The organism is Helicobacter enhydrae, from assembly GCF_001693335.1.
Lineage (GTDB): Bacteria > Campylobacterota > Campylobacteria > Campylobacterales > Helicobacteraceae > Helicobacter_G > Helicobacter_G enhydrae.
The window spans coordinates 931753-958398 of the sequence record NZ_CP016503.1; the positions used below are offsets into that span (position 1 = coordinate 931753).

The 26646-nt window shown below is 41.1% G+C and carries 34 protein-coding genes and 5 tRNA genes; 10 read left to right on the forward strand and 29 right to left on the reverse strand.

What is annotated here, in order from left to right; translation table 11 throughout:
• Positions 1-4 precede the first annotated feature (4 nt).
• From nusG to BBW65_RS04410, 23 genes are all read right to left on the reverse strand, one after another.
• On the reverse strand, positions 5-529 hold the full coding sequence (nusG, locus tag BBW65_RS04300) for a transcription termination/antitermination protein NusG (RefSeq protein WP_066340219.1): 525 nt from the start codon (positions 527-529) through the stop codon (positions 5-7).
• A gap of 33 nt (positions 530-562) precedes the next feature.
• On the reverse strand, positions 563-745 hold the full coding sequence (secE, locus tag BBW65_RS04305; RefSeq protein WP_066340222.1) for a preprotein translocase subunit SecE: 183 nt from the start codon (positions 743-745) through the stop codon (positions 563-565).
• Between the two features lie 23 nt (positions 746-768).
• Positions 769-844 (reverse strand) — tRNA-Trp (locus BBW65_RS04310).
• A 14-nt stretch (positions 845-858) separates the two neighbouring features.
• Positions 859-1017 carry a 50S ribosomal protein L33 gene (gene rpmG / locus BBW65_RS04315; RefSeq protein WP_066340223.1) on the reverse strand — a complete coding sequence of 53 codons (159 nt, stop codon included), beginning with the start codon at positions 1015-1017 and terminating at the stop codon, positions 859-861.
• A gap of 11 nt (positions 1018-1028) precedes the next feature.
• Positions 1029-2228, reverse strand: a complete 1200-nt coding sequence (gene tuf / locus BBW65_RS04320; RefSeq protein ID WP_066340225.1) for an elongation factor Tu — start codon at positions 2226-2228, stop codon at positions 1029-1031.
• 96 nt (positions 2229-2324) lie between these two features.
• Positions 2325-2399 (reverse strand) — tRNA-Thr (locus BBW65_RS04325).
• Between the two features lie 76 nt (positions 2400-2475).
• Positions 2476-2552, reverse strand: a tRNA-Gly gene (locus tag BBW65_RS04330).
• 42 nt (positions 2553-2594) lie between these two features.
• Positions 2595-2679, reverse strand: a tRNA-Tyr gene (locus tag BBW65_RS04335).
• A gap of 43 nt (positions 2680-2722) precedes the next feature.
• A tRNA-Thr gene (locus BBW65_RS04340) sits at positions 2723-2798 on the reverse strand.
• 55 nt (positions 2799-2853) lie between these two features.
• Positions 2854-3567, reverse strand: coding sequence for a tRNA (5-methylaminomethyl-2-thiouridine)(34)-methyltransferase MnmD (locus tag BBW65_RS04345; protein ID WP_066340227.1), 714 nt, complete (start codon positions 3565-3567; stop codon positions 2854-2856).
• Complete coding sequence (locus BBW65_RS04350; protein ID WP_066340230.1) at positions 3557-4522, reverse strand: TIGR01212 family radical SAM protein; 966 nt, start codon at positions 4520-4522, stop codon at positions 3557-3559. Before BBW65_RS04350 ends, BBW65_RS04345 begins: the two co-directional genes overlap by 11 nt.
• Positions 4519-5283 carry a 4-hydroxy-tetrahydrodipicolinate reductase gene (gene dapB, locus BBW65_RS04355; RefSeq protein WP_066340231.1) on the reverse strand — a complete coding sequence of 255 codons (765 nt, stop codon included), beginning with the start codon at positions 5281-5283 and terminating at the stop codon, positions 4519-4521. Before dapB ends, BBW65_RS04350 begins: the two co-directional genes overlap by 4 nt.
• Positions 5283-6212: a thioredoxin-disulfide reductase gene (gene trxB, locus BBW65_RS04360; protein ID WP_066340233.1), complete on the reverse strand. Its 930-nt coding sequence runs from the start codon at positions 6210-6212 to the stop codon at positions 5283-5285. The genes dapB and trxB overlap by 1 nt, the downstream gene beginning before the upstream one ends.
• 99 nt (positions 6213-6311) lie before the next feature.
• Positions 6312-6629: a thioredoxin gene (trxA, locus tag BBW65_RS04365; RefSeq protein WP_066340235.1), complete on the reverse strand. Its 318-nt coding sequence runs from the start codon at positions 6627-6629 to the stop codon at positions 6312-6314.
• A gap of 92 nt (positions 6630-6721) precedes the next feature.
• Positions 6722-7048 (reverse strand): YraN family protein, encoded by a 327-nt coding sequence (locus BBW65_RS04370; RefSeq protein ID WP_066340244.1) that lies wholly within the window; start codon positions 7046-7048, stop codon positions 6722-6724.
• Entirely contained in the window at positions 7045-8319 is a 1275-nt protein-coding gene (locus tag BBW65_RS04375) for a homoserine dehydrogenase (protein ID WP_407645222.1), read from the reverse strand. Before BBW65_RS04375 ends, BBW65_RS04370 begins: the two co-directional genes overlap by 4 nt.
• Before the next feature lie 6 nt (positions 8320-8325).
• On the reverse strand, positions 8326-9150 hold the full coding sequence (locus BBW65_RS04380; protein WP_066340249.1) for a hypothetical protein: 825 nt from the start codon (positions 9148-9150) through the stop codon (positions 8326-8328).
• Positions 9144-10070 (reverse strand): hypothetical protein, encoded by a 927-nt coding sequence (locus BBW65_RS04385; RefSeq protein ID WP_066340252.1) that lies wholly within the window; start codon positions 10068-10070, stop codon positions 9144-9146. Before BBW65_RS04385 ends, BBW65_RS04380 begins: the two co-directional genes overlap by 7 nt.
• Positions 10063-10752 (reverse strand): 23S rRNA (guanosine(2251)-2'-O)-methyltransferase RlmB, encoded by a 690-nt coding sequence (gene rlmB, locus BBW65_RS04390; protein WP_066340255.1) that lies wholly within the window; start codon positions 10750-10752, stop codon positions 10063-10065. The genes BBW65_RS04385 and rlmB overlap by 8 nt, the downstream gene beginning before the upstream one ends.
• A gap of 16 nt (positions 10753-10768) precedes the next feature.
• The gene (rsmI, locus tag BBW65_RS04395; RefSeq protein ID WP_066340257.1) at positions 10769-11605 is read right to left on the reverse strand and encodes a 16S rRNA (cytidine(1402)-2'-O)-methyltransferase; all 837 of its coding nucleotides are present in this window, start codon (positions 11603-11605) and stop codon (positions 10769-10771) included.
• 2 nt (positions 11606-11607) lie between these two features.
• Positions 11608-11811 carry a 50S ribosomal protein L31 gene (gene rpmE / locus BBW65_RS04400; protein WP_066340266.1) on the reverse strand — a complete coding sequence of 68 codons (204 nt, stop codon included), beginning with the start codon at positions 11809-11811 and terminating at the stop codon, positions 11608-11610.
• Between the two features lie 61 nt (positions 11812-11872).
• Positions 11873-12424 (reverse strand): Holliday junction branch migration protein RuvA, encoded by a 552-nt coding sequence (ruvA, locus tag BBW65_RS04405; protein ID WP_066340268.1) that lies wholly within the window; start codon positions 12422-12424, stop codon positions 11873-11875.
• Positions 12425-12426: 2 nt separating this feature from the next.
• Positions 12427-14235, reverse strand: coding sequence for a hypothetical protein (locus BBW65_RS04410; protein ID WP_066340269.1), 1809 nt, complete (start codon positions 14233-14235; stop codon positions 12427-12429).
• Positions 14236-14299: 64 nt separating this feature from the next.
• On the opposite strand from BBW65_RS04410, the gene murJ reads away from it, so the two are divergent.
• Both murJ and cysS read left to right on the forward strand, forming a co-directional pair.
• Positions 14300-15730 (forward strand): murein biosynthesis integral membrane protein MurJ, encoded by a 1431-nt coding sequence (gene murJ / locus BBW65_RS04415; RefSeq protein WP_066340272.1) that lies wholly within the window; start codon positions 14300-14302, stop codon positions 15728-15730.
• Positions 15727-17136, forward strand: a complete 1410-nt coding sequence (gene cysS / locus BBW65_RS04420) for a cysteine--tRNA ligase (RefSeq protein ID WP_066340274.1) — start codon at positions 15727-15729, stop codon at positions 17134-17136. The genes murJ and cysS overlap by 4 nt, the downstream gene beginning before the upstream one ends.
• 11 nt (positions 17137-17147) lie before the next feature.
• Here the strand turns inward: cysS and BBW65_RS04425 are convergent, their stop codons facing one another.
• The gene (locus BBW65_RS04425; protein WP_066340276.1) at positions 17148-17699 is read right to left on the reverse strand and encodes a YceI family protein; all 552 of its coding nucleotides are present in this window, start codon (positions 17697-17699) and stop codon (positions 17148-17150) included.
• Between the two features lie 132 nt (positions 17700-17831).
• On the opposite strand from BBW65_RS04425, the gene BBW65_RS04430 reads away from it, so the two are divergent.
• The 8 genes from BBW65_RS04430 to BBW65_RS04465 all read left to right on the forward strand — a co-directional run bounded on the left by BBW65_RS04430 (position 17832) and on the right by BBW65_RS04465 (position 24306).
• Complete coding sequence (locus BBW65_RS04430; RefSeq protein WP_066340279.1) at positions 17832-18644, forward strand: 3'-5' exonuclease; 813 nt, start codon at positions 17832-17834, stop codon at positions 18642-18644.
• Entirely contained in the window at positions 18632-18871 is a 240-nt protein-coding gene (locus tag BBW65_RS04435) for a hypothetical protein (protein ID WP_066340286.1), read from the forward strand. Before BBW65_RS04430 ends, BBW65_RS04435 begins: the two co-directional genes overlap by 13 nt.
• 80 nt (positions 18872-18951) lie before the next feature.
• Positions 18952-19329 carry a chemotaxis response regulator CheY gene (locus BBW65_RS04440; RefSeq protein ID WP_066340289.1) on the forward strand — a complete coding sequence of 126 codons (378 nt, stop codon included), beginning with the start codon at positions 18952-18954 and terminating at the stop codon, positions 19327-19329.
• Positions 19319-20257, forward strand: a complete 939-nt coding sequence (gene prmA / locus BBW65_RS04445) for a 50S ribosomal protein L11 methyltransferase (RefSeq protein ID WP_066340292.1) — start codon at positions 19319-19321, stop codon at positions 20255-20257. Before BBW65_RS04440 ends, prmA begins: the two co-directional genes overlap by 11 nt.
• 41 nt (positions 20258-20298) lie before the next feature.
• Positions 20299-22194: an ATP-dependent zinc metalloprotease FtsH gene (gene ftsH, locus BBW65_RS04450; protein WP_066340295.1), complete on the forward strand. Its 1896-nt coding sequence runs from the start codon at positions 20299-20301 to the stop codon at positions 22192-22194.
• Between the two features lie 12 nt (positions 22195-22206).
• Entirely contained in the window at positions 22207-22809 is a 603-nt protein-coding gene (locus BBW65_RS04455; RefSeq protein WP_066340298.1) for a phosphatidylserine decarboxylase, read from the forward strand.
• Positions 22799-23554 carry a CDP-diacylglycerol--serine O-phosphatidyltransferase gene (pssA, locus tag BBW65_RS04460; protein WP_066340308.1) on the forward strand — a complete coding sequence of 252 codons (756 nt, stop codon included), beginning with the start codon at positions 22799-22801 and terminating at the stop codon, positions 23552-23554. The genes BBW65_RS04455 and pssA overlap by 11 nt, the downstream gene beginning before the upstream one ends.
• An 8-nt stretch (positions 23555-23562) precedes the next feature.
• Positions 23563-24306, forward strand: coding sequence for a sulfite exporter TauE/SafE family protein (locus BBW65_RS04465; RefSeq protein WP_066340312.1), 744 nt, complete (start codon positions 23563-23565; stop codon positions 24304-24306).
• On the opposite strand, the gene BBW65_RS04470 is transcribed toward BBW65_RS04465, so the two are convergent.
• The 5 genes from BBW65_RS04470 to BBW65_RS04490 are packed head-to-tail and all read right to left on the reverse strand — an operon-like array spanning position 24289 to position 26611.
• Complete coding sequence (locus tag BBW65_RS04470) at positions 24289-24660, reverse strand: hypothetical protein (RefSeq protein ID WP_066340315.1); 372 nt, start codon at positions 24658-24660, stop codon at positions 24289-24291. The two genes, BBW65_RS04465 and BBW65_RS04470, sit on opposite strands and share 18 nt — an antisense overlap.
• Positions 24647-25306: a PulJ/GspJ family protein gene (locus BBW65_RS04475; RefSeq protein ID WP_066340318.1), complete on the reverse strand. Its 660-nt coding sequence runs from the start codon at positions 25304-25306 to the stop codon at positions 24647-24649. Before BBW65_RS04475 ends, BBW65_RS04470 begins: the two co-directional genes overlap by 14 nt.
• Positions 25275-25499, reverse strand: a complete 225-nt coding sequence (locus BBW65_RS04480) for a hypothetical protein (protein WP_066340325.1) — start codon at positions 25497-25499, stop codon at positions 25275-25277. Before BBW65_RS04480 ends, BBW65_RS04475 begins: the two co-directional genes overlap by 32 nt.
• 7 nt (positions 25500-25506) lie before the next feature.
• Positions 25507-26070 (reverse strand): hypothetical protein, encoded by a 564-nt coding sequence (locus tag BBW65_RS04485; protein ID WP_066340328.1) that lies wholly within the window; start codon positions 26068-26070, stop codon positions 25507-25509.
• Positions 26063-26611, reverse strand: a complete 549-nt coding sequence (locus tag BBW65_RS04490; RefSeq protein ID WP_199919384.1) for a hypothetical protein — start codon at positions 26609-26611, stop codon at positions 26063-26065. The genes BBW65_RS04485 and BBW65_RS04490 overlap by 8 nt, the downstream gene beginning before the upstream one ends.
• Positions 26612-26646 lie beyond the last annotated feature (35 nt).

Genomic DNA, 26646 nt, shown 5'->3' on the forward strand with positions numbered 1-26646 from the left:
AAATTTAAACAATCTTCTCAACTTGAGAATACAAAATCTCCACTGGAGTGTTTCTACCAAAAATTGAAACATTGAGTTTAAGCTTTTCGTGTTCCATATCATACTCTTCAACAATGCCTGTAAAATTGGCAAAAGGACCATCAACAATCCTCACCACTTCACCGGTGTCAAAGAATATTTTTGGCTTAGGTGCTGCTCTATTTTCAACTTTTTCTAGAATATTCTTAATATCTGATTCGCTCAATGGTGTAGGTTTTTTACTTTCACCAATGAAACGACCAACGCGAGGGAGAGATTGAATCAAATGCCACAACTTTGTATCCAAATCCACCTTAATAAAAACATACCCTGGATACAAACTGCGTTCCACAACTTTTTTTTTGCTATTTTTGATTTCTATGATATCCTCAGTTGGAACCACAATGTCTTCCAAGCGAGATTGCATATTGCACTCACGAAATAAATTCTGAATTGCTTTTTTTACAGACTGCTCACTTCCTGAATATGTCTGTATAGCATACCAATCCATCACCTCACCTCTCTCAATTAATTAAGTAAAATTCTACAAAATGCTTGATACAGAAGCTGACAAAATCAAATCAGCCAAAGCCAAAAAAATCGTAACAACAGCCACAACTAACATCACAGCAAAAAAAGCAACCTTTACTTGTTGCTTAGTTGGACAAATCACCTTTCCCCACTCAATTTTTGCGTTTTGATAGTAATTTCTTATTTTTCTTATCATCTAAGCATCTCATTTCTCAAAATTGGCAGGTCAGGAGGGACTCGAACCCCCAACACTCGGTTTTGGAGACCGACGCTCTACCATTGGAGCTACTGACCTAGGACTAAAGAGTCTTAGCTCTTTAGTTTAACTTCTTTGTGAAGCGTATGTTTGTTTAACCTTGGACAAAACTTCTTGAGCTCCAGCTTCTCTATATTTGTTTTAGCGTTCTTGGTGGTGCTGTAATTAATGTCACCACACTCAGAACACTTTAGACCAATCTTTACTTTCATAATCGTTCCAACTACTCAATAATTTTTGTTACGACACCAGCACCTACAGTTCTTCCACCCTCTCTGATCGCAAAGCGAGTTCCTTCTTCAAGAGCAATAGGACTGATAAGTGATACAGTGATCTTAACATTGTCGCCAGGCATAACCATTTCAGTATCTTGAGGCAATTCAATCGCACCTGTCACATCTGTTGTTCGCACATAGAATTGTGGGCGATAATTGTTGAAAAATGGTGTATGACGACCACCCTCTTCTTTTGAAAGAACATAAATCTCGCCTTCAAATTTCTTGTGAGGAGTGATTGAACCTGGCTTACAGAGAACCATACCTCTTTCAACTTCTTCTTTTTTTGTTCCTCTAAGCAAGATACCAACATTGTCTCCGGCTTCACCTTGATCCATCTCTTTGCGGAACATTTCTACGCCTGTAACTGTAGTTTTTTGTGTGTCTCTGATTCCAACGATCTCAACCTCATCACCAATCTTCACTACACCTCTTTCAATCCTTCCTGTTACAACAGTTCCTCTTCCTGCGATTGAGAAAACATCTTCAACAGGCATCAAGAAAGTTTTATCTGTATCTCTTTCTGGTGTTGGGATATAAGCATCTACTTCAGCCATCAATTTGAGAATTTTCTCTCCCCACTCTCCAACGGTTCCAGCTTTTGCTTCTTCCAAAGCTTTGAGTGCAGAACCTGCAACGATAGGAGTATCATCGCCTGGGAAATCATAGCTGCTCAAAAGCTCTCTCACTTCCATTTCTACAAGCTCTAGCAACTCAGCATCATCGACCATATCTTGCTTATTCAAAAACACAACGATATAAGGCACACCAACTTGACGAGACAAAAGGATGTGCTCTCTTGTTTGAGGCATAGGACCATCTGCTGCTGAAACAACAAGGATCGCTCCGTCCATTTGAGCCGCACCAGTAATCATGTTTTTAACATAATCCGCGTGTCCTGGACAATCCACATGTGCATAGTGACGATTTTCTGTCTCATACTCAATGTGAGAAGTTGCAATCGTAATCCCTCTTTCTTTTTCCTCTGGAGCATTGTCGATATTGTCATAGTCCTTGAGTTCTGCCAAACCTTTTGTTGCCAAAACAGCAGAAATTGCCGCACTAAGCGTTGTTTTACCATGATCGACATGCCCGATTGTTCCCACATTCACATGTGGTTTGCTTTTTACAAATTTTTCTTTAGCCATTTTATTTCTCCTAGCTGTATTAAAATAAATGCTTTAAATTATAGCAAAAATAAAACAAATTATTTTGCCTTAACACAAAGCATCAACGAGTGAAACTGGAGCCCACAAGCGGATTTGAACCGCCGACCTCTTCCTTACCAAGGAAGTGCTCTGCCCCTGAGCTATATGGGCAAACTCCTAATCTGTCCAACAATAAGTAATTTGTAAAACTGGGTGACTTTCTAACTGAAGATTGGCTCCCAGATAATGGAGCGGGAAACGGGGCTCGAACCCGCGACCCTCAGCTTGGAAGGCTGATGCTCTAGCCAACTGAGCTATTCCCGCAACTTCAAAAAAGCTAATCGACTACCACTTGTGGCTATGAAGTGGTGGTGAGACGTGGATTCGAACCACGGAAGACAAAGTCAGCAGATTTACAGTCTGCCCTCGTTGGCCACTTGAGTATCTCACCAAAAAAGCTTATACCGGTCAAACACCAAAATATTTACATTAAATGGAGCTGGTTAAGGGACTTGAACCCCCGGCCTGCTGCTTACAAGGCAGCTGCTCTACCAACTGAGCTAAACCAGCGTTTGAAAATAAAAGGTGTATTCTATAGAATTTTTAAACAAAAGTCAAGAGGAAATTATTTTTGATGCAAAAATTCATAATCGAGTGGGGTTTTTGAAATGATGCGACTATTACGAATGCCTTGATGTTTGATCTCATACACATACAGATTGAGCTGTTTGAGAATATCCCTCACACTTGCCTTTTGGGAATATGTTGTGATCACTCCGTCATCTTTTAGCAATGAAGAGATTTGTTGAAAATATTCTGCACTCCATAGTTCTGGATTTTTTGCAGGTGAAAACGCGTCTTGATAGATGATGTCAAAACTTTGTTTTTGAAAAAAATGGACATATTGGCAAGCATCACCCCAAAACACTTCAACCCTCCATTGACGATGCTCAAACTCACCTTTGCTTTGCAAGCTTTTCAAAATCTCTTGTATAGGCACTCCATCAAGCACCATAAGCTCCTGAGGATATGGAAAGCACAGCAAAGCTTCAACCAAAGCTTTGTCTTTTTCCGGAGAAAAAATTTCAATTTTTCCTTGATAATTCAAAGACAAATATTTCCAAATAGTCCAAAATGTGTTATATCCCAATCCAAAACACATATCCAAAATGCATATTTTGTCACGCTCCAAAAGATTTTGGCACCAAATAGGAGGCATAATATGCTTTAGCAATGTTTCAGTCTTTGCTCCATCGGCGAGATTGTGGTAGCTTTCTTGATACTGCGTATTAAAAAGCGTGAGACTTCCATCCACGCTTTCTCTTTGCTCAATACTCAAGTCCGACTTCCCTCAATCGTTCGCGGATGTAACGCATTTGAATATTTTTATCAAAACACCACTTCGGAGCCAATAGCATTTCATCGTGTGCTCCTGAACTCATCCTATGCATCACGACATCTTGTGGAATCTCTTGGAGGGACCGCACAATCAGATTGGCATAACTCTCTAAAGAAATCGGGGTGTATTCCCCGTTTTTGAACATTTTTGCCAATGCCGTATTTCTGACAACATACAAGGGGTGCAGTTTCAATCCATCAACCCCCCAACCCACAACTGCACGCAAAGATTCTAGCATCATCTCCTCACTCTCTTGGGGCAAACCATAAATCAAATGCGCGCACACTTTGATTCCACGCTTACGCGTTTTGGCAAATAGATCTTGTGCCCCATCGATTCCGTGCCCGCGATTGATCAATTCCAAAGTCTTGGGGAAAACGGACTGGATGCCATATTCAAGCCAAATCTCCTTTCCTGCCCGAACATACCCCTCAAGCAAATCCAAAATATCCTCACTGACACAATCAATCCTTGTCCCAATGCTCATTCCCACAACATTGGGCAATGCCAACGCCTCATCAAAAAGCGTTTTGAGCGTCGCAAATGGCGCATAAGTGTTGCTATAAGATTGCAAATAAATCATATATTTTTGGATTTCAAATTTTTCTTTATGGAAGTCTGAATGCCAAATAAACTGCTCTTTGAGCTGCTTGACCTGCATATCAAGAATCGGGTTTTCTTTGAGATCTGTGTGCATTTTGATTCTTGTCGCAAGAGGATTGATTTTGATCAAACTAGGAGAAAAGCTTTCATTGCAACAATAGATACAACCACCCCTAGCCACACGCCCATCGATGTTGGGGCAAGTGAATCCTTGCAAAGAAACAGGTATTTTTCTAACTCTTTGCCCAAATACCTTTTTGAAATAACGCCCCAGAGTGAGGATTTCTCTCATTCCAAAACATCTTTCATATTATAAAGCCCTGCTTGTTTTGTAACCACCCACCGCACCGCTTCAATAGCACCTTTGGCAAAAGTTTTGCGACTTGTTGCATTGTGTGTAAGCTCCAAATATTCGCCATCACAATACAATCCGACACAATGTTTCCCCACAATATCGCCCCCTCTCACACTCAACACTCCAATTTCATCTTGCCCCCTTGCACCCACTGCACCATCTCTGCCACTCACACGCACTTTGTCCAACTCCAACCCTCGCGATTGTGCACAAGTTTCAGCCAAAGTCATCGCCGTGCCACTTGGTGCGTCTTTTTTGTGATGATGATGGATTTCAATAATTTCAATATCCGCATCCCTCAATCTTTGCGACGCTAGATAAGCCAACTCATTGAGCAAGGCGATACCGCGACTTGTATTTGTCGCATAAACGATGGGAATGCTCTGAGATAGTCTCTCCATTAAGCTATGATCTTTGGGTGATAGCCCTGTTGTCCCAACCACCAAAGGTCTAGGCGTTTTCTCAAGCGCCTCAAGCAATGCTGATGTCGCAATCGGGCTAGAAAAATCCACCACAACTTCACAATGCTCCAAAAAAACCGAAAAATCATTAGTCACACATACCCCCTTAGGTGCATCAACTGACGATCCAGAACGGATATACACACTACTCAAGATGAAACGCGAATCTTCCAAAATCACCTCATCAATCAATCGCCCCATTCTGCCCCCATAGCCCAACAAACCAACTTTTAGCATCAATGCCCCTCCAAATAAGCCAACACGCTCAAAGCCGCTGTCGCCCCATCTCCTGCAGCACAAACAACCTGCTTCCCTGCCTGTATTCTCAAATCCCCCACAGCATAAAGTCCAGCAACATTTGTTTTCATACTGAGATCCACCACGACACTTCCCATCGCATCGCACTCACACAGCATCGTCCCATCTGCCTGTTGCAACACCTTGTTATTCACTGCATAGCCGACAAACACAAAAACACCGGGCACTTCAAGACGCCTTTGTGTCCCTTCTACATTGAGTGTCACGAAGCTCACACCACTTTGATCGCCCCCGATTTCCTCAATAGTTGCCGGGGTGATGATCTCGATCTTCTCATTTTCTTTGACATGCTTGATTGTGCTAGGTGCTGCACGGAACTCGTTTCTACGATGCACAAGATAAACTTTGGAACAGATTCTTGCCAAATAAACCGCTTCCTCCAATGCCGTATCCCCTCCCCCCAATACAACAACTTCTTTGTTTTTGTAAAAAAAGCCATCGCAAGTCGCACAAGTGCTCACCCCACGCCCCCAATACACATCTTCACCTTTGATTCCACTTCTTTTGGGCTTGCCACCTGTTGCAACAATCACGCTTTTGGCACCAACGCTTGTGCCATCAGCTTGAATGATTTCAAACACATCGCCGCTTTTTTGGACACGCGTCACTTCCACCATCGCGTGTTTGAGTCCAAACCTGAAGCACTGCTCCTGCCAAGGTTGCATAAAATCAAGACCGCTTACGACTTGAGCCACTCCGGGATAATTTTCTATCTCGCTACTGCCAGTGATTTGTCCCCCCGGCATCCCCATCTCAAACAAAGTCACATCTTTCAACCCCCCTCTAGTCGCATACAATCCTGCACTCAGTCCTGCAGGTCCTCCACCAATGATTGCCAAATCTAGCATTTGTCACTCCTTAATTAATAAAAATTATCATTTGGGTTAGATTATATTTGAGGAAGGTAAAGGATAGGTAATCAAAATGGGACTTTGTCCCATTTGTGTTTAGATTAGAGAATCAAGCTTATCTTTGATGGCTTGTTCTGAGTTTGCTCCTACCATCTGATCAACGACTTTGCCGTCCTTGAAAAACAAAATAGTCGGGATACTGCGGATACCAAATTGTGCCGAAAGCTCTTCTTGCTCATCGGTATTGACTTTACAAATCCTTGCTTTTGATTCATACTCGTCAGCAAGTTTATCGATGACAGGAGATAGCATACGACAAGGACCACACCAAGGCGCCCAAAAATCCACCAACGCCACCCCGCTCTCTGTATGCTCTGCAAAATTTTCTTTTGTTAGTTCGACATATTGACTCATTTTAACTCCTTAAAAAATTTGGTGTATTATACAATGTTTTTGTTTTAACCATTTGTTGTCTTTTGTAGAGCAATGCTCTTTGGCACTGCAAACTACAACAACACATTTTCCAAAAACTCAACTTGCTGATCCACAATCACAATCGCATCAACACAATACGCCACTTCCAAATCATTGACATACAAATAAAATTCAATAGTCTTTAAAATCTTGCTTAGCTTTGATGGACTGATTGCGTCTGCACGATACCTAGATTGAGAGCCTTTGACCTCTATGAAATGCAAAACAGAATCTTTTTTTGCCACAATATCGATTTCACCAAAACGCGAATGGAAATTGCGTTCTATGATTTCAAAACCCCTTGATGCCAAAAACTCTGCAGCCATCTGCTCATACACGGCACCAAGATTTGCTTTCATCGGATTCGTATCTTGTATGGGGCTTGTTGCATAAAATCCAATTGTGCCAACGCACACAAGGCTTTGGAGATATGTTGTTCCTGCGTTTGATAAGTGATAAGCCCAATCATCACCTCGCCCCCTTTTTCTTTTTGCAAGATTTCATTCACAGAGATATTGCAATCTGCCAAAATCTGTGTAATCTTTGCTAGCACACCAGAGCGATTGCAAACGATGAAACGCAGATAATACGCACTCTCAATCTCCCCTTTTGGTTTGATTGTGGCGCAATCAGAGGACTCAAAAAAACCAAATGGAGGGAGAGGATAAGCCCCATTGCGACAACGAGCGATCGAGACAAGATCGGCGATCACAGCACTTGCTGTCGCATCGCCACCTGCCCCAAGCCCACATAGATTCACTTCTCCCACACAATCCCCACGCACGCTCAAAGCATTGGTGACCCCATCGATTTTGGCAAGATATGTGTCTTTGGGGATCAAAGCCAAATGCAAACGCAAATCAAGTGTGCCATTGCTCAAAGTCGCAATCCCCAAGAGTTTGATCCGATAGCCCCACTCATCAGCAAAACACAAATCCTCCAAAACTATGCCCTCAATCCCCTCCACCAACACATCCCCCATCGGCACGGCAATGCCATAAGCAAGTTGTGCCAAAATGACAAGTTTGTGCCCTGCGTCCAAACCATTCACATCCAAACTCGGATCTGATTCGGCATAGCCTAGCCTTTGAGCCTCTTGCAACGCACGCTCAAAGCTCATTTTCTGCTCAAACATCTGTGTCAAAATATAATTGCTCGTGCCATTGAGGATGCCCTCAAAGCTCACAATATGATTAGCCACCAAAGAATCCCTCAAAACCTCAATGACAGGTACACCCCCACACACACTCGCCTCAAAACCAATGGGTGCATTTTTGGCACACTCCATCAAGTCCCTCATATGATGTGCCAGCATTGCCTTATTGGCACTCACCAATGCTTTGTTTTTGGCAAAAACCCTCTTTGCAAGATCAAAAGGGTATTCTATCCCGCCAATCAATTCCACAACGATACTGATTGCCTCATCTTCCAAAACATCCTCGATGTTTGCACTCACAGGGATCCCGAAGTTGGCATATTTGGCGACATCACGCACAACAGCCATTTTGACACAAATCTGAACTCCAGCCCTTTTGGCAATCAGATCAGTATGCTCTTGCAAAATCCTTGCCACACTCCCCCCAACAGTCCCCAAACCAATCAAACCAATATAAATCTTTTGCATCCACATTCCTCCCTAATATGCACTAAAAACAGCGGTGATTCCACTTTTGAGCCTTGAAGCGTTATAAAAATCTGTCACCAAAACAAATGCAACATTTTCTTTGAGCTCGATTCTAAAAAGATTTGTCAAGTTTGTTTGGGCAAGCACTTCCACAATCTGCAAATCTTTGTCATACATCACAACCCTTGGGCTCCATTTGAGCTTGGGGTTTTGCAAACCCACTTCGATCGTGCCCAACTCTTTGATTTCAAACCAATATTCACCTGATATATTTTTGAACTCCAGAGGCTCATCGGCTTTCAAGCTATATGCACCTGACAATACGGGCTTAACCAAAGTAAGATGATAGATCCATTGTCCCGTGTCCTCTCTATGCATATCACTCACCATCAAGCCTCTTTTGTCTAGCTCGTTTAGCATAATAACAGGATCAATAGTGTACTCTGTCACCATTGAATACACGAGATTGGTCACCTCTTGGGCATAACTTGCGTATGCGATTGTGAAATAAGAATACCCAATCGAAGACAAAAGACTATTGATCGTGCGAATCAAATAAATAGGCTTAGTATTTGCACTGAGATTGAGGCGTATTTCTCTAGGTTTTTGGAAAACAAGTTCAAGCAGTCCATTGTCTTTCAGAACCTTGGCGATTCGATAATAATCCAATGTTTCTTCACTAGAATAAAAATCTTGAGGATTTGCAAAAAGCCTCTTGATGAAGTTGGAATTGATTTGATAGCTCTCTTTGCCGATGAAGCTCTCCACCACTTCATCTAGGCTTTGACCAAAAGCAAAAAGACAAAGTGCCAAGCACCAAAAAATTTGTCTTACCATTCTCCACCATTAATCTGAACAAACTCTTCGTGCGTGATTTCTCTCAATCCACCCTCTTGTGTCACAATCAAATAAACAGGCTTGTAGCTTTTGAACTCTTTGATTTCATTCTGCCAATACAATTTGAATCCACCCCTTGAAGTCACAACAAGTCTTGGTTCGCTGATGGGGATTTTGAACTCTGTCTGAATACGCCCAATGCGTTTGCGTGTTTTGAGATTCACGATACCAACCCACATAGGCTTGGGCGAATCAAGCATCACAGAATCCCCCAAACTTACATCAATATCAAACACCAACTCTCCATACTCGCTCAAAGCTTTTGTTGGCTCCAATCTCAACTCACTAGCAGATTCTGATGTTTTTGAGGTTTGTTTATCTTGTTTTTTTTCTTCTTTTTTGTTCTCTTGTGGCTTTGGGTTTGCATTCTTTTCATCCTGCCCCTCTTGCTCCACAAATGGCTCTAGCTGTATCTCCTCACTTGTTGTAGCTGGTGGGGTTAGATTGGACAAATCTGGGGCAAATGTCTTTTCTTCTGAAGGCTTGGAAGTGAGGGTAAAAATCACAATCACTCCAATCAACACCAACGCCACACCCACCCATTGCAATATCTTTTTTTGCATTGAGGTTTCTTGTTTGGGTGAAGGCTCAATAGGCTCCTGCTCTTTGGTTGCGGCGACATACTCCTCTAGCCACTCAGACAAATCAAGATGATATTGTCGTTGCAAAATATGCACAAATCCTCTCGCTCGGACATAATCCAAACGATCAAAACGCTTGTCCAAAATATCTTGGATTTTTGTCCTATCCATTCGAGTTTCTTGACCAATACGCTCGATTCCGATTTGTCTTAGTTGATTCAAAGTATCTTCAAGCTTTGAATCTTGCTTGTTTTGTGATGACACTTTTTCTTCAGTCATTAAACACCAACCTATGTATCAAAATTCCTCCAGCAACGCCCACATTCAAAGAATCAAAATGATTATACATACCAATAGAAACCATTTTATCCATTTTTTGCATTATTTTTTTGTTTAAGCCCACATCTTCTTGCCCCAAAAACAATGCCCATCGCCCTTGTGTCTTGACCTCGCTAATCTCTTGAGCATTTGCCTGTGTGCCATAGCACACGATACCTGACATTTTGATCTCATTGATCAATTCCAATATCTTTGGGCTCTCATAAAAAAACATCTTGAGCATTGCACCACTGCTTGCACGCACAATGCCACTCATTGCCTTTTCTCCAAGTAATCGATCAAACACGATTCCATCCACTCCCATAGCATACGCACTACGCACAATGCTACCGATATTGCCCACATCACTCAATCCGCACAAAACCACGATCCTATTGAAGCCCAAAAGGGTTTTGCGTCCCCCGCTTTGAGGAGGAGTGATTTTGGCAAAATATCCTTGATGATTCCCCCCTCGTGCCATTGCTTGAGCCTTTTTGGTATCAAGACGCAAGATTTTTGCCCCCACCTTTTGCAAACTTGCAAACTGCTTAGCCTCGATGTCTTTAGCCAAATACAACTCTTCGATATTGTGAGGAATCTCTTGCACAGCATAAAGCACCGCTTGCTTCCCATAAATAATCATCGATCTTTCCTCTCACCTATTGAAGTTTTTCATCAAAATATTGTGCATAACACTCTTTTGGAGTTTTTCCTGTGATTTTGGCAAGAAGTTTTGCTTTGATTTTTGGAGGAATGTCTAGCCCTGCGATCTCAACACACCCAAGCCTGTTTTCGATTTGATATGTGCCAAATGCAACCACCATACACCACTCACCGCTCAAATTGCTCTCTGCTAGCCATTCAAGTGCTTTGGCAACGCAGCCACGAAAAGATTTTTGATGCATTTTTGTCATTTCTTTGATCAAAAAAACATTGCAAGTAGAATCAACTTCTTGCAAGTCCTCCACGCTCTCAACGATACGATGCGGACTTTCAAACACCACCAACACACGCTTAGCTTCAGCAAGCACTCGTTTCCAAAACGCCAAACGCTCCTTGCGTTCGCGACTTTTGTGAGGCAAAAATCCATCAAAAACAAACCCATCATCAGAAAAGCCACTATAACTATAAGCCAAAGCACTTGCACTGCCTGCGGGCAACACCTCATATTCAATCTGATGTTGCAACGCATAACGCACCAAAGCACTGCCGGGATCACTGATACAAGGCATCCCTGCATCGCTCAAAAAAGCAACTTCGTTTTGAAAAAAATCCGGGGTGATAGAATCCAAAAAAGCATCTTGATTGTGAGAATGGAGGCTGATATATTCACGCTCAAAGGGCTTGAGCCAACCTCTTTGCTCAAAAAGAGAGATGAGCTTGTGAGTGATCCTTGTGTCTTCACAAAGCAAAATCGTGCTTTTTTGCAAAACCTCCAAAACCCTAAAAGTCGTATCCGAAAGGTTGCCAAGTGGGCTTGGGAGGAGGTATAGCACGATTATTTCATATTGTATTTTTGTCTAAACTTCTCGACGCGTCCTGTTGCATCAGCGATCTTGTCGCTTCCTGTATAAAATGGGTGGCAAAAGCTTGAAATATCGATTCTCATTTCACTTTTGTTACTCATCACTTCGATAGTTTTTCCACTTGTCACACAAGTGACTTTGCAAGGAACATATTCTGGGTGAATACCTTTTTTCATAGAGCAATCCTTAATATTTTTTTGAAATAAGCTTGCAATTCTAGCAAAAAAAGCTGAAGTTTTACCTAAAGTATTGCAACGCCTCTTTGATGATGTCTGCCGTATTGGTGGCTTTGATCTTTTTGAGCACATTTTGAATGTCTGTTTTTTTGAATCCCAAACTCTCTAGAGCCAAAACCGCTTCACTTTGCTCTGGAGTATTTTTCTTGGTATCCATCTCAAAAAATCCAGCCAAATCCACCATAATCTTACTCGCACCTCTTGCACCAATCCCGGGGACTTTTTGCAAGGCAGTGAGATTTTTGCCCTCAATCACTTGTGCAAACTCTTGAGCAGAATAAGTGCTCAAAATCGCCATCGCCACCTTTGGTCCCACACCACTGATTTTGATCAAGCGTTCAAAGATATTTTGCTCATTTTTATGCAAAAAGCCAAAGAGCAGATGAGCATCTTCGCGAATAATCTCACTGATCAAAAAACGCACTTCTTGATTTCTCTGCAATTCCAATCCAACCAACAAAGAGACGCAAACACCATAAAAAACCCCACCAACTTCTAGCTCCACCATTCCCCCCTCAATCTGCTCAATACGACCACGCAAACCAACAATCATTGCTATCGCCTTGTTTTTGTAATTTTCATTTTTTGAGGATCAATCAGAATCGAAACCCTCTCGCCTTCATCAATCACCATACTTTCTTTGATCTCTCTGGCAACATTAATATACTCTACCTGATTTTGTGATGTCCAATGCCCCTCGCACTCAATCCTTGCCCCAAGCGTCAAGTCTGCAATCGGCTCAAGCTCTTTTTTGACTGCGGATTTTTCTTGCTGAAGCTGTTGGATTTTTGTGCGGATTGCCTTGATGCGATTGGAAAGTTTCAAATATTCGCTCATCGTGTTCAAAATATAATCTTGAGTTTTGATCCCCTTTTGATTATTTTGTGCATAAATGACTCGAAATTGATCCACCATCGGCTTGATTTTTCTTGCTTTCAGAAGCCCTGCCTTATACATTCCCTCCAACACATCGATTTTGTCTTGATACTTTTGGCACTTCAGCAAAATCGCATCAATGTCTTTTTGGTATTTCCAAAATGCCGAACTATCCACCCTCAAACAATTATCCCCAGCAATCATTTCACCGATTTTGAGGTGGTTGGAGATACAAATCTTAGCATTGGCGTGCAATCTTGCGATGTTGATTGTTTTGCCATACACCTCGCCCCCAATCACATCACCAAACTCCCCATCTTCACAAAACACCACTCCACCCTCCAAAGATTTGATTATGACGCGATCTCCTTCAAATTTGCCCTTATGATTCCCAAGCTGTGCCACATCTGCATACACTTCTGCTCCCTGATGGATCGCCCCTTGGATATTGCATTCCTTGGCACGCAAGACAACCCCTTGATCCACACTGCCTTTGATCTCAATTTTTTGAGCCTCTAGCACCATTCCTGCCCCAACAGCATCTTTTTGCTCGTTGTCATAGATAATGCTAATGCACAGATTGCTTTCCAATCCACCCAAAAGATTGCCAATATTGCGATGATTTGCTTCTCCAAGATTCAACTCTTTGATCAAAAACAATCCACTATTGTTCATCCCCACATAGCCCTCTTTGTTGGCAATATACGAGATAAACTCTTTGTCTTCTTTGATTGTAAAATCTTCTTCTAAGATAGAAAAACTAATAGGGATTGTTTCGCGTTTCTCTGGACGCACCATTTCGCCCAAAAGATTTCTGCCGCGACTCCCATCATCAACACAATAGAGTCGTCCCACCTCTTCGTTTTCTTTGGCTGCAAATGAAGAATTTTCCAAAGAAGTCTGATTTTCAAACTCCCAACGATCTTTGAGGATAAAAACAAACTCCGCATCACGCACAGGACGATAAAATGCACTTTGTGCAAGCAAAATCTTTCGATATCCCCCATAAGCATCCGTTGCCGATTTGATCATTTTTTGAAGGGTGGCATTATTAAATCCTAGTGAAAAATCTTCAAAAATAATCCTCAAGATTCCTTTTTCTGCATTGATCTTCTTATGTAAAAGCCCCAAATGCTCTCGAAACTTCGCCAACACATCTTGATGACAAATCAAAAACAACTGGCTTTTTTCTCTCTCCAAACGCAACTCGATTTGAAGCTCTTCCTCCTCAGGGGAGATTTTTTGTATCAAAATATCATAGGCTTGAAAAACGCGACTTTCGCTCTCTTCGTATTCTTTGGAATGAAAAAAATCTTGAGCCTGTTGAGCCGTTAGCTCTCTTTTCACCCCGTCCTCTTCGAGGAAAGTATAAACTTCCAAGATTTCAAAAGTTAGTTTTTTGACATCAATTTGATGCAAAATGCTTGCCTTTTCAAGCTCTCGCACAATATCTAGGGTCTTGCTGATTTTGATTTCTAATTCTTTCATTTTGAATGCCTAAGTTTGTTTAGGTAAAATTAGACTAAATTTTACACAAATTAAGGGATACTTTTTGCTGAAAAAAGCATTTTTGACAAATAGCAGTGGGATTTTACTCTCTAGAATATTGGGGTTTTTACGCGATATTATGATGGCATATATTCTTGGTGCTGGAATCTATACAGATATTTTTACCACAGCCTCAAGACTTCCAAATCTTTTTCGCAGGGTTTTTGCAGAAGGGGCATTCACTCAAAGCTTTTTTCCTTCTTTTGTATCCTCCAAACACAAGGGGGTGTTTCTCGCAGGAATTTTTGTCATTTTCTGCGGAATCATTATGATTCTCTCCCTCATTGTGATGGTTTTCACGCCAACAATCACCAAATTGCTTGCCTCAGGTTTCAGCGATACAGAGATTGCGATTGCCACACCCATTGTTGCGATCAATTTTTGGTATCTGATTTTGATTTTTTGTGCGACTTTTTTTAGTGTGATTTTGCAATACAAACATATCTTTTGGGTCGGCTCATATAGCAGTGCCTTGCTAAATCTTGCAATGATTTTGGCTTTGTTTTATGCAAGAGATGAAGAGGATTTGATGATCATTTATACTTTGAGCTATGGAGTGCTAATCGGTGGGGTTGCACAAATAGCATTGCATTTTTATCCACTCTACGCACACGGACTTTTGAGACTCCTTGCTCTTGGATTCAAAAAAAGCAAGATCCTATTTTCAAGAACACAAGCAGCAGCCTATAGACAAGAGATACGCCATTTTTTCAAGCAGTTTATCCCCGCAATCATTGGAGGCTCCACAATCCCAATCCTCTCATTCATTGAAACCACGATCGCCTCTCAACTTGGGGCAGGGAGCATTTCATATTTGTATTATGCCAATCGTATTTTTCAGCTTCCTCTAGCCCTGTTTGCGATCGCTATTTCAACGGCACTTTTTCCACTTGTCGCCAAAGCCATCAAAAATCAAGAGCAAACTCAAGCACTCAAAGCAATGAAAAATGCTTTTTGGTTTTTATGTATCACGCTTTGTGTCTGCACTTTGGGGGGCATTATGCTCAAAGATGAAATCATTTGGCTTCTTTTTGAGCGAGGATCATTTGGCAAACAAGACACCCAAATCGTTGCCAATGTGTTTGCCTGTTACCTCATCGGACTGCTACCCTTTGGGCTTAGTAGGATATTCTCACTTTGGCTCTATTCGCACCACCTACAAGGCAAGGCTGCCAAATTTTCTGTGATTGCATTGGCTTCTGGCACGGCTATCGCGATTGCCTCATACCAAACCTTTGGGGTTTTGGGGATCGCGTTTTCTAGCTCTTGTGCAGGTTTTATACTTTTGTTTCTCAATGCCAAAGCCATTGGCAAAGAAAACTTTTTGAGTATAATCGCACACAAAAAAGCCCTGATGATTTTGCCCATAATTTTATTGTTAGAAGGTTTGATTCTCTATGGTTTTAAGCTCCTCATTCAAGGATATATTCAATGATAAAGATTTTTGATAGTGTCAAAAAAACAAAACTCCCTTTCCAGCCCATAATGCCCGATCAAGTCAAAATGTATGTGTGTGGTCCAACGGTTTATGATGATAGTCATTTGGGACACGCAAGGAGTGCTATTGTGTTTGATTTGTGGCGTAGATTGTTTTTGGCGATGGGCTACAAAGTCATTTTTGCTAGGAATTTCACAGACATTGATGACAAAATCATCAAAAAACACCTTGAGAGCAAACAAAGCGTCCAAGAAATCACATCCCACTACATCCAAAGATACCTTGATGATATGCAACAAATAGGCGTTTTGCCTCCAGATCTTGAGCCCAAAGCGACACAAAATCTCGATGCGATGCAAAAAATGATACAAACCCTTCTTGATCAAGGCTATGCCTACCAAACAGAAAATGGAGATATTTATTTAGATAGTAGCAAAGATGATTCTTATGGATCGCTCAGCCATCGCACACAAGAGCTTGAAAACATATCAAGATTACAAACGGACACACACAAACGCTCTGAACGCGATTTTGTTTTGTGGAAAAGCTACAAAGGCGCAACAGATATTGGTTATCCTAGCCCATTTGGCAAAGGAAGACCCGGTTGGCATATCGAATGCTCTGCGATGATTGAAGAACATCTTGCATACTCTATCGGAGAATATGGGATCGATATTCACGGAGGGGGGGCGGACTTGCTATTTCCTCATCACGAAAACGAAGCCTCACAAACACGCTGTGCGACCAAAAGAGAACTAGCCAAATATTGGCTACACAATGGTTTTGTTAGAATCAGTGGAGAAAAAATGAGCAAAAGTCTAGGCAATAGCTTTTTTCTCAAAGACATCCTCAAGCTACATCACGGCGAAGTTGTGCGTAATTATTTGCTAGGGACTCACTATCGTGCGCATTTTGATTTTGATGGTGATGACTTACTGCAAAGCAAAAAAAGACTTGACAAAATCTATCGTCTCAAAAAACGCCTCAAAGATTCTGTGCCATCAAAGACTGATGAACACTTTAGTAAATCCTTGCTTCTTGCACTCTGCGATGATTTGAACATCTCTCAAGCTCTTAGCCTCATAGAACAAATGATCAAAGAAAGCAACGACGCACTAGATCAAAACCCAAAAAACAACCAACTCAAATCAACCATATTGGCAAACTTAGAACTCATTGGACTTGTTATTGGGATTGGCACACTTCAAGCTGATGCCTATTTCCAACTAGGGGTCTCACAAGAACAACAAGAATGGATTGCCACACAAATCCAACTCCGACAGGAAGCAAAAGCAAACAAAAATTACGCTCTTGCTGATGAGATTCGTGAGCGATTAAAAAATCAAGGGATTATTCTATCAGACACCCCCACTGCAACAATCTGGGAGAAAATCTCCCAGTAAGTGCGATGTGTCTATTTGTTGGGAATCACTAGAGAAATCTCAACTTGTGACCAAGTGAAGTTTTTGTGCATTGCCCCACACGCTTCTTGCAAACTCTCAAAAGCTTTCTGAAGCTTGAAGTTTTTTAGCTCAATCACACCATTTGCCACAAATCCATCATCTGTCAAAACATATTGCATTGGGACAAATTGCGTTGCTTTGTTCATTCTGACTTTCAAAAGCAATGTGCCTTGTTTCTCTCCCTCCATCACATCTTCAATCTTTGCTGTGATATTGGCACCTTCAAACTTCAAAAAGAACGCTTCGGTGAGATTTTTCTCAGAGGCAGGATTGCCTGTTACCACATTCTTTAGATTGATTTTTGCCGTTGCCCCCACCAACGCATCTTTGAGAGTTGCACCATTTTTTGGAAACACAAAGCTCACATTGGAGAAGCTCCCCTTTACAGCGGTTTTGTTGGCAAACTTAAACCCTTTCCACTCAATCTTTGCCCCACTCATATCCAAACTACCTGCCAAACACAGATTGGCAATCAATGCAAACGCACACAAAAGTTTATTCACTTTGTAACTCCTTGTATTTGATTCGATCTCTTAGGCAATTTTGCAAATCCTGCACAATCACGATAAGATACAAAATCAATTCTACTCAAATTCACTAGAAAAAGATTGGGAAATGATTTGAAGGGAGGCAAAATGATTTGCGTTTTTGATATTGAGACTATTCCAGACATTCAATTACTCCAAGAGCAGTTCGGATTTCAAGGCTCACCCATAGAAATCTGCAATCAAGCTTTTGCACAGCAAGAAGAGAGGACAGGTAGCACATTTCTGCCCATCGCATTCCACAAAATCATCAGCATTGCTGCAGTCTTTTGTGATGATTATGGCAAATTTGAAAAAATCGGTGTCTTTGGACGCAAACACCAAATCACCGAAGAAAATATCGAAAAGGTTACATTGGGAGAGTTTTTGAAATGGTTCAACAAAGCCAACCCCAAACTAGTGAGCTTCAATGGGAGAAACTTCGACATCCCCACGCTAATGCTCCGTGCAATGAAATACAACCTAGAATCTCTAGCTTATTTTGAGCAGGACAATCCAACGCACAACAAAAGCAAGTGGGAAAATTATCGCCAAAGATACAGCGAGAGATTCCACACAGATCTACTAGATTCTCTAGGACACTATGGCAGTGTGAGGGGCTTGAAACTCGATGATGTTGCCTCTCTATGTGGTTTGCCCGGCAAATATGACATCTGCGGTGGGGATGTTTATGATCTCTATTATCAGCAAAATGCACTACAAAAAATTGACGAATATTGCCAAAGCGATGTGCTCAACACTTATTGGATTTATTTGAAATACGAAATCCTCAAAGGAAACCTAACACTAGCAGACTACATAAACATTTTGCAATTATGGCTAGAAAAGCTACCGCAAGACAAGGGTTATTCGCAAATATTCATCACAAAAATCCAAAATGAGATAGAGCGATGTCTAGCTTAGAATACATTGATTCTAATGGTGAAATCCTCACTCAAGATGTGCTAGTTGAAAGGATCCATCGCCTCCTCAACCAATTCGATGATACCCATCAAAGTGTCATCTCGCCAGAGATTGTGGCTCATTTGGATTTGAACACTCTAGGCGCAATCTATGAAAGCCTGCTAGCTAGGAATGGCAAAGAAATCCAAAACAATCAAGAATGGTTGTTCTCTCTGGTAGATTTCTGATTGTTTGGAATAGTTTGTGCTATGATTTCAGTGCCAAAACTACTTGAAGTTCATTTTGAGATTTTTATTAGGAGTTAATATTGAAATTACTTGTAGTAGATGACAGCTCAACAATGAGAAGAATCATCAAGAACACCTTGCAGAGATTGGGCTACGAAGATATTTTGGAAGCAGAAAACGGCGTAGAGGCTTGGGATCTTTTGGATAAAAATCCGTCTGTTAATGTTTTGATTACAGATTGGAATATGCCAGAAATGAACGGACTAGAGTTAGTTAAAAAAACAAGAGCAGATTCTAGATTCACAGACATTCCTATCATTATGATTACAACAGAAGGTGGGAAAGCAGAAGTGATTATTGCTATCAAAGCAGGGGTTAATAACTACATTGTAAAACCATTCACACCACAGGTTTTGAAAGAAAAGCTAGAAGCAGTTCTAGGTATCAATGAAGCATAACTCTTCCTCATTTTATTTTGAGATCCTAGTTGAGCCTTATAGCTTTGAAGATATATTTGTAGATTTTATCGTCGAACATATTCAAGATTGTGTTGAGCAACTTGCAACACCTTACCACTTGGTAAGTCAAAACGAGGATATTTCCTCATTTAATCTTGCTACTTTTTTTGCTCCACAAGAGCAACAATTCACCCAAATCCTCATACGAACCACACAAGATCCTCAATCCATTCTCAAAACCTTGCAAAATTTCTGCACACTCACATCAGAGAGAGTGGGAGAAAAGATTGATTTTGGATTTGGATTCAAAAAGTGCAGAGATCAGGACTGGATTAGAGCATACCAACAAAGCGTCGATCCGGTGAGTGTAGGTGCATTTTATATCCATCCATCTTGGCACAAAAGTGCAGAGGAGCTTGGCTTGGATCTAAAAGATATGCTGATTGATCCTGCTTTGGCTTTTGGATCTGGTCATCACGCAAGTACTTCAATGTGCCTTGAGCTTCTCTCTACAATGAATATAGCAGATCAATCTCTCCTTGATGTTGGTTGTGGGAGTGGTATCTTGAGCCTTGCTGCAAGTATGCTAGGAGCAGAAGTTGAGATCTGTGATACAGACCCCTTTGCCATTGAAGAAAGTTTCAAAAATTTCAAGCTAAACGCCCAAACTCCTCCACACGCTTGGGTGGGTTCAATTTCTCAAAGCACCAAAAGCTATGATTGCATTGTTGCAAATATTGTTGCAGAAATTCTCATCAATCTCTATGATGATTTCAACCAACACCTCAAAATAGGAGGCATTTTGATACTATCTGGGATTTTGGACAAATACAAACAAAATGTATTAGAATGTTTTCGTAACTTTGAGATACAAGAAATTCTACAAAAACAAGAGTGGGTAACCTTAAAACTTGCCAAAGTTAAGTAAGATAACACACTTAACTTACAAACAAAGCAAAGGAAATAGATATGAATCAAAAACAACCAAATGACAAAAAACCTTTGAGCAAAAACCCCATCATTGTAGTTGCAATCCTTACACTAGTTGCAATGATTGTGTTCCGCTATCTTTCTCCAAGCAATGGAGCATTGACAGACAAAGTGGGGCAAATCACAACCACAAAAGATGTCGATTATTCTGAGCTTAAGCAGATGATCAAAAACAAAGAGGTGGATGCTGTAAGCATTGGTCAAACCCTAATCAAAGCCGCATCTAGCCAAACCAAAACGCTCTATGTCGCCAAAAAAGTTGCAGACAGCTCACTAGTAGGACTCCTTGATGAAAACCACATTCCCTATAGTGGCTTCAGCGAGGAAAATATATTCAGTGATGTATTGAGCTGGGTGATGCCATTTTTGTTGCTCATCTTGTTTTGGATGTTTATTTCAAGTCGTATGCAAAAAAGCATGGGCAATGGAATCTTCAATATGGGAAGTGCTAGAAAACTTGTCAATGCAGAGAAGCCAAATGTGAAATTTGATGATATGGCAGGAAATGAAGAGGCAAAAGAAGAAGTGGTGGAGATTGTAGATTTTCTCAAACATCCCGATCGCTACACGCTTTTGGGTGCCAAGATCCCAAGAGGTGTTTTGCTTGTGGGACCTCCCGGAACGGGCAAAACGCTTTTGGCAAAGGCTGTTGCAGGTGAAGCCAATGTGCCATTTTTCTCGATGAGTGGGAGTAGCTTCATTGAAATGTTTGTGGGAATGGGAGCAAGTCGTGTGCGTGATTTGTTTGCGATGGCAAAAAAAGATGCACCAAGCATTATATTTATTGATGAGATTGATGCGATTGGGAAAAGTCGTGCAGCGGGGGGCATTGTGAGCGGAAATGATGAGAGAGAGCAAACCCTCAATCAATTATTGGCAGAAATGGATGGCTTTGGTAGCGAATCAGCACCCGTGATAGTCCTAGCCGCCACCAATCGTCCTGAGATCCTAGATCCTGCACTCTTGCGTCCGGGAAGATTTGATCGCCAAGTCCTTGTGGATCGACCCGATTACAAAGGAAGGATCGAAATCCTCAAAGTGCATATCAAAGCGATCAAACCTGCAAGAGATGTGGATCTCAATGAAATTGCCAAAATGACCGTTGGACTTGCTGGAGCAGATTTGGCAAACATCATCAATGAGGCAGCACTTCTAGCAGGAAGAATGAACAAAACAGAAGTCTCTCAAAAAGAACTCAAAGAAGCTGTAGAAAGAGGGATCGCAGGTCTTGAGAAAAAATCTAGACGCGTCAATAAAAAAGAAAAAGAGATTGTAGCCTATCACGAGAGTGGGCACGCAGTGATTGCAGCACTCACAAAGGGAGCAGATCAAGTCAATAAAGTATCAATCATTCCGCGAGGAATGGCGGCTCTTGGATATACACTCAACTTTCCGCAAGATGAGAACAAATACCTACACCAAAAACACGAGCTGATGGCTGAAGTTGATGTGCTTTTGGGGGGCAGAGCGGCTGAAGAAGTGTTTCTTGAGGAGATTAGCACAGGTGCAAGTAATGATTTGGAACGCGCTACAGATATTTTGCGTAGAATGGCAAGCTATTATGGGATGACTGATGTGAGCGGTCTAATGGTGCTAGAAAAATCAAGGAATCAATTTTTGGGTGGCGGAAGAGGCGAGAGTGAATATAGTGAGCAAACTGCAGAAAAACTCGATCACTTTATCCAAACAACACTCAACGAACGCTTTGAGAGTGTCAAGCAAACATTGAGAGATTATAAAGAGGCGATTCAAATAATGACTGAGGAATTGCTAGAAAAAGAGGTGATTGATGGTGCTAGGGTGAGGGAAATTCTCAAAACTTATGAAGAAAAATATTCTTTGCCCACAAGACTTGTTATACTTGAAGAAAAATAGCTAGGAGATCTAATGAATCTGCAGACATTTTACATTACGCAAAGTGGCTTCAAAATCTGCATCACCCTTCTCTTTGCGCTATTATTGACATTGTTATTTGAATACAATATCTTGGCTTTTTTGATTACAACATGTCTTGTGTTTTGTTTGTTTATTTTTAGAAACCCCGAACGCTCTGATAAGCATATTTCACAAGATGCTTTTCTTGCACCCATCGATGGAATCATTGAAAACATTTTGAGTCAAAATCAAGAAACAATCATTGTGGTCAAAACTGGCATATTGGATGCAGGAGTTGTGCGTGCACCATATACTTCTGACACCTATGAGATCAACAAGACCAATGGCATACCACTTTATTTTTCCACTTCCAAACACCACCTAGCTCCGCACTTTTATCTCAAAACTCCAAATTTTTCTATCGATGTCCAACAAGAGCTACTATCCACAATCCCCTTTGATCCAATAATGCCGACACTTGAACGCAATGAGAGGATTGGGTTTTTGAAATGTGGGATTAGCACCATTAGCGTCAAAAACCTCAAGATTCAAGTCAATATTGGTGACAAAATTAGAGGTGGAGAAAGCATTTTAGGATACATCAATGAAAATTAACCCCCTTTATGTTTTGCCCAATGCCTTCACTGCTGGGAGCATTTTTTTAGCCATTATTAGTATTATCTCCTCAGCCAAAGAGGATTTTACATTGGCGTGTTGGGCAATTGTTGCCTCGATGATTTTGGATGGACTTGATGGGCGTGTAGCACGACTCACCAATACTTCAAGTAAGTTTGGAGTAGAGTTTGATTCTTTGGCTGACATTGTGGCTTTTGGTGTTGCACCTGCAATGCTAGTTTATTTTTATATAGGTCAATATTATGGGCGTTTTGGACTAGTTGTCTGTGCTTTGTTTGTCATCTTTGGAGCGATCCGTCTTGCCCGTTTCAATATCACAACGCATTCAGAGCCAAACTTTTTTATCGGACTGCCCATTCCTTCTGCTGCTGTGATTTTGGTAACTTGGATTTTGTTCAATCAAGATTACACTATCTTTGAACAACCCAAAGTCGTGCATAATGCTTTGGATAATAGCCTCGACATCCTCATTGGCAATCCCAATGCACTGGGCTACATTTCGCTAAGCTGTGTTTTGCTTGTAGGGGTTTTGATGGTAAGCAATATTAGATACCCATCTTTCAAAGCGATGACTTGGAATCTCAAAACCTTCATAGTGCTTCTCTTGCTATGTGGGATTCTCATCTATCGTCCGATAGAGTTCCTCACCTTTTTTATGAGTGGCTATGTGATTTATGGACTTGGGCGTTGGGCATTTTTGCTCACAAAAATTAGAAGATCCTAGCAAGTGCTATGTTCTTAGTTTGGATTGCTTTAGGCATTGTTTCAGGCATTGGCTCTGGTCTTTTTGGCATAGGTGGTGGCACAATCATTCTTCCCACACTAATGCTGATGGGTTATGACATTCAATATGCCATTGGCATTTCAATGGTACAAATGATTTTTGCAAGTTTTGTGGGATCATACATCAATTACAAAAAAGGCTTGATCCCTTTACGCAATGGAATCATTTTGGGTTTTGGTGGAATGATTGGCTCAAGCCTAAGCGGTCCTATCGTGCAATTTCTCGGCTCTCTTTGGCTCAATATCGCTTTTTTGTGTTGCACTTTTATTTCGTTTTATAAATATTTTTTCACACAACCCAAACACACATCCACCGCTAGAGTGTCCCAACCAACACAACTGCTCATCTTGTGGTTGGCAGGTATTCTCACAGGCATGTTTTCTTCAAGTCTTGGGATTGGTGGAGGATTGATACTTGTGCCAATTCTTGGCTATTTTCTTGGTCTTGATTCCAAAAAAGCCGTGCCACTCAGTCTGTTTTTTATTGCTCTATCCTCAATTTCTGGAGCATTAAGCTTGTATCATTCAGGTTTTGTGCATTTGCAAACAGGAATCATCATCGGACTATGCTCTGCGATTGGGGTTTTGCTTGGGCTAACTATTGCCTCTAGAATCACTTCAAAAACGCACAAAACTTTATTATTGTTTGTCTATCTTTTTGCCATCATCAGCACTTCATTTAAGCTTTTCTAGGAATTGTGTTTTGAAGTGGCGTATGTATTGAGCACTTAAAGGGTGACCATACTCTATCATCACATCAATCTTGAGCAAATCACTAGCCAACTCCTTGACCACCACAACACCTCGATACCCTCCCTTGAGTTGGAAACTCAATTGCTTACACTGCTTATAAGTATCGTTTTTGAGGCATTTTGCGACAATGTCAAACAAAGACTGCTCATATCTTTGCATTTGATTATTGATGTGCAAAAAAGTCTTGAGTGCGACATTGTGTCCCAAACTTAAATAATTAGAATAAATCCCCCATACAATCAAAAACAACAAAGCCAAAATGGGCAATGCGAAAAAGGCATTAGAGTTTTTCATAAATATTTCCAGCCCTAAAATCCCTATAAAAGCATTGTTTGCGGCAGATCAAGATTTGATACAACCCCTCTTCAATGCGTTGTGTCTGCAAAGTATGTATCCCTGAAGCGATCAACTCTCCATCAAGCAAAAGCCTCCCATCATTTTCTAGCCCAAGAGTCACATCCTGCACAGCAAACGCTATCTTGCACTCCTTCAACCCGACACCATCAACCTGCACCACTCCACCAATATTTTGCAAAATACGCATTGTGTGGCACCCTCCATTGCCACACACAAAGATTTTGTCTATGATGGGCAAAGAATGATTTTTGGGCAAAATGATCTGATTGCTAGAGCAAGATTGTGGCAATACAAACTTTTCGCCCCCGCCATTCAATGCCTGAAACACAAATGCCTCTCCTCTTTTGAGGCTTGATGCTATGCCGCTGACATCAAACTGCATTCTTGCAGCAATCAATGCCAAAGCATTCTGCACATCGATTTCTTCCATTTGATCTATATATTGTGCATTGGATCTTTTGGAAACATTTAACGCTGTGGAAAACACCCCAAAAAGAATGACAACAAAAAGCAACAATGCGACAATGCTCTCAAGCAAACTAAAGGCACTGCTAGTTGATTTTGTATTGATAAAACACTTCATTGTTTGTCCTACACTCTAGCAAAAGTGTTTGGAAGCTCAGTCCCTCCTCGCTTTGCAAAACAACATCGCTAGAAGCACAATCAAAAGAATGAGGAGATAGATCCATGGCTTTAGGTATCTGCAACCACGACAACGCATAAAACAAGCAAAGCCCAAAGATTCCAAGACAAATCAAAGCCTCTATTAAAACCAAGCCGCTTTTAATAGACGATAAATTCTTTTTGGAAATACAGCTTATCCTTTTTCTCATCTCCAGCCTCTGAAACTTCAAAGATAGCTTTATACAATCCCTTTTTCAATGCAAACTCACCGCTTTTGTATTCCCCTCCCACAAACTGCATTGATCCAACCTCAATCACTTTTTTGTCTTGATAATAATCCAAAAAAAGCTTCAAACGCAAAGCTGGAGAATCCGCTTTGTTTGCCTGTTTCACATCTTTGGCAACCACTCTGACAAACATTGTGTTTTTTGGGAGCGCTTGGATTTGATGCGCACCCTCTTGGTGTGCGTAGTAAGGAAACACAAGGCGATTTGATGTCTCTATAGCAGGAGAAGTATTGAGACTAGCATACAAAACAAATCTAGTGCTAAATAGATTCTCTCTTTGGATGATTTGATTGATCTCTGTATCTACAAGGCTTTTTTTCATCAAATAGCTTTGATCCTCGATAATCGGACTATTGATGGCTGCAACGACGCTCCAAATGATTCCAAAAACAGCAATCCCCAAAAAACAAGTGATCCCTAGCACCCACCTATTCATCTCTTCTCCTTGTGCAATAAATATACAAAATCAGCATAATAGGCAACCCCAACATCACATAAAGACTATAATGGACATAATCGCTCACCCCACTTGAATCAACGATCGCATTTCCCTCCAACTGCACCCCATAATGACGTGCAATCTCATCGGCTAGTTGTGCATAGCCATTGAGCAAGGATGCAGAAATGATTTGAGGTGTGAGGTCTTTTTGTTGCATCAAAATCTTCACCATAAATTGATAAATAATCCGACGCGTATCGATGTCTGCAAAATGTGGGGAGAGCACGATGTCTATTTTTTGATGAGAGGGGATCATAAAAACAACCCCATAAGGTGTCTGCAACTTGTGCAGAAACTCCTCTTTGAATTGTTTGCGTTTTTGAGATGCGGTTGCCCCACCCTCCAAATTTGCCACAACAACATACAAAGCAAAACCTGTCTTTTCAAACAGCTCTCCTGAAAGCTTCTGTACAAAATCACTAGATTTTGGCACAAGCAGAGCATCTTGATTGGACAACACAAAATTGGTGCCAAACAATGGAGTTGCCATCAAAAGAATTATGAAAATTCTTT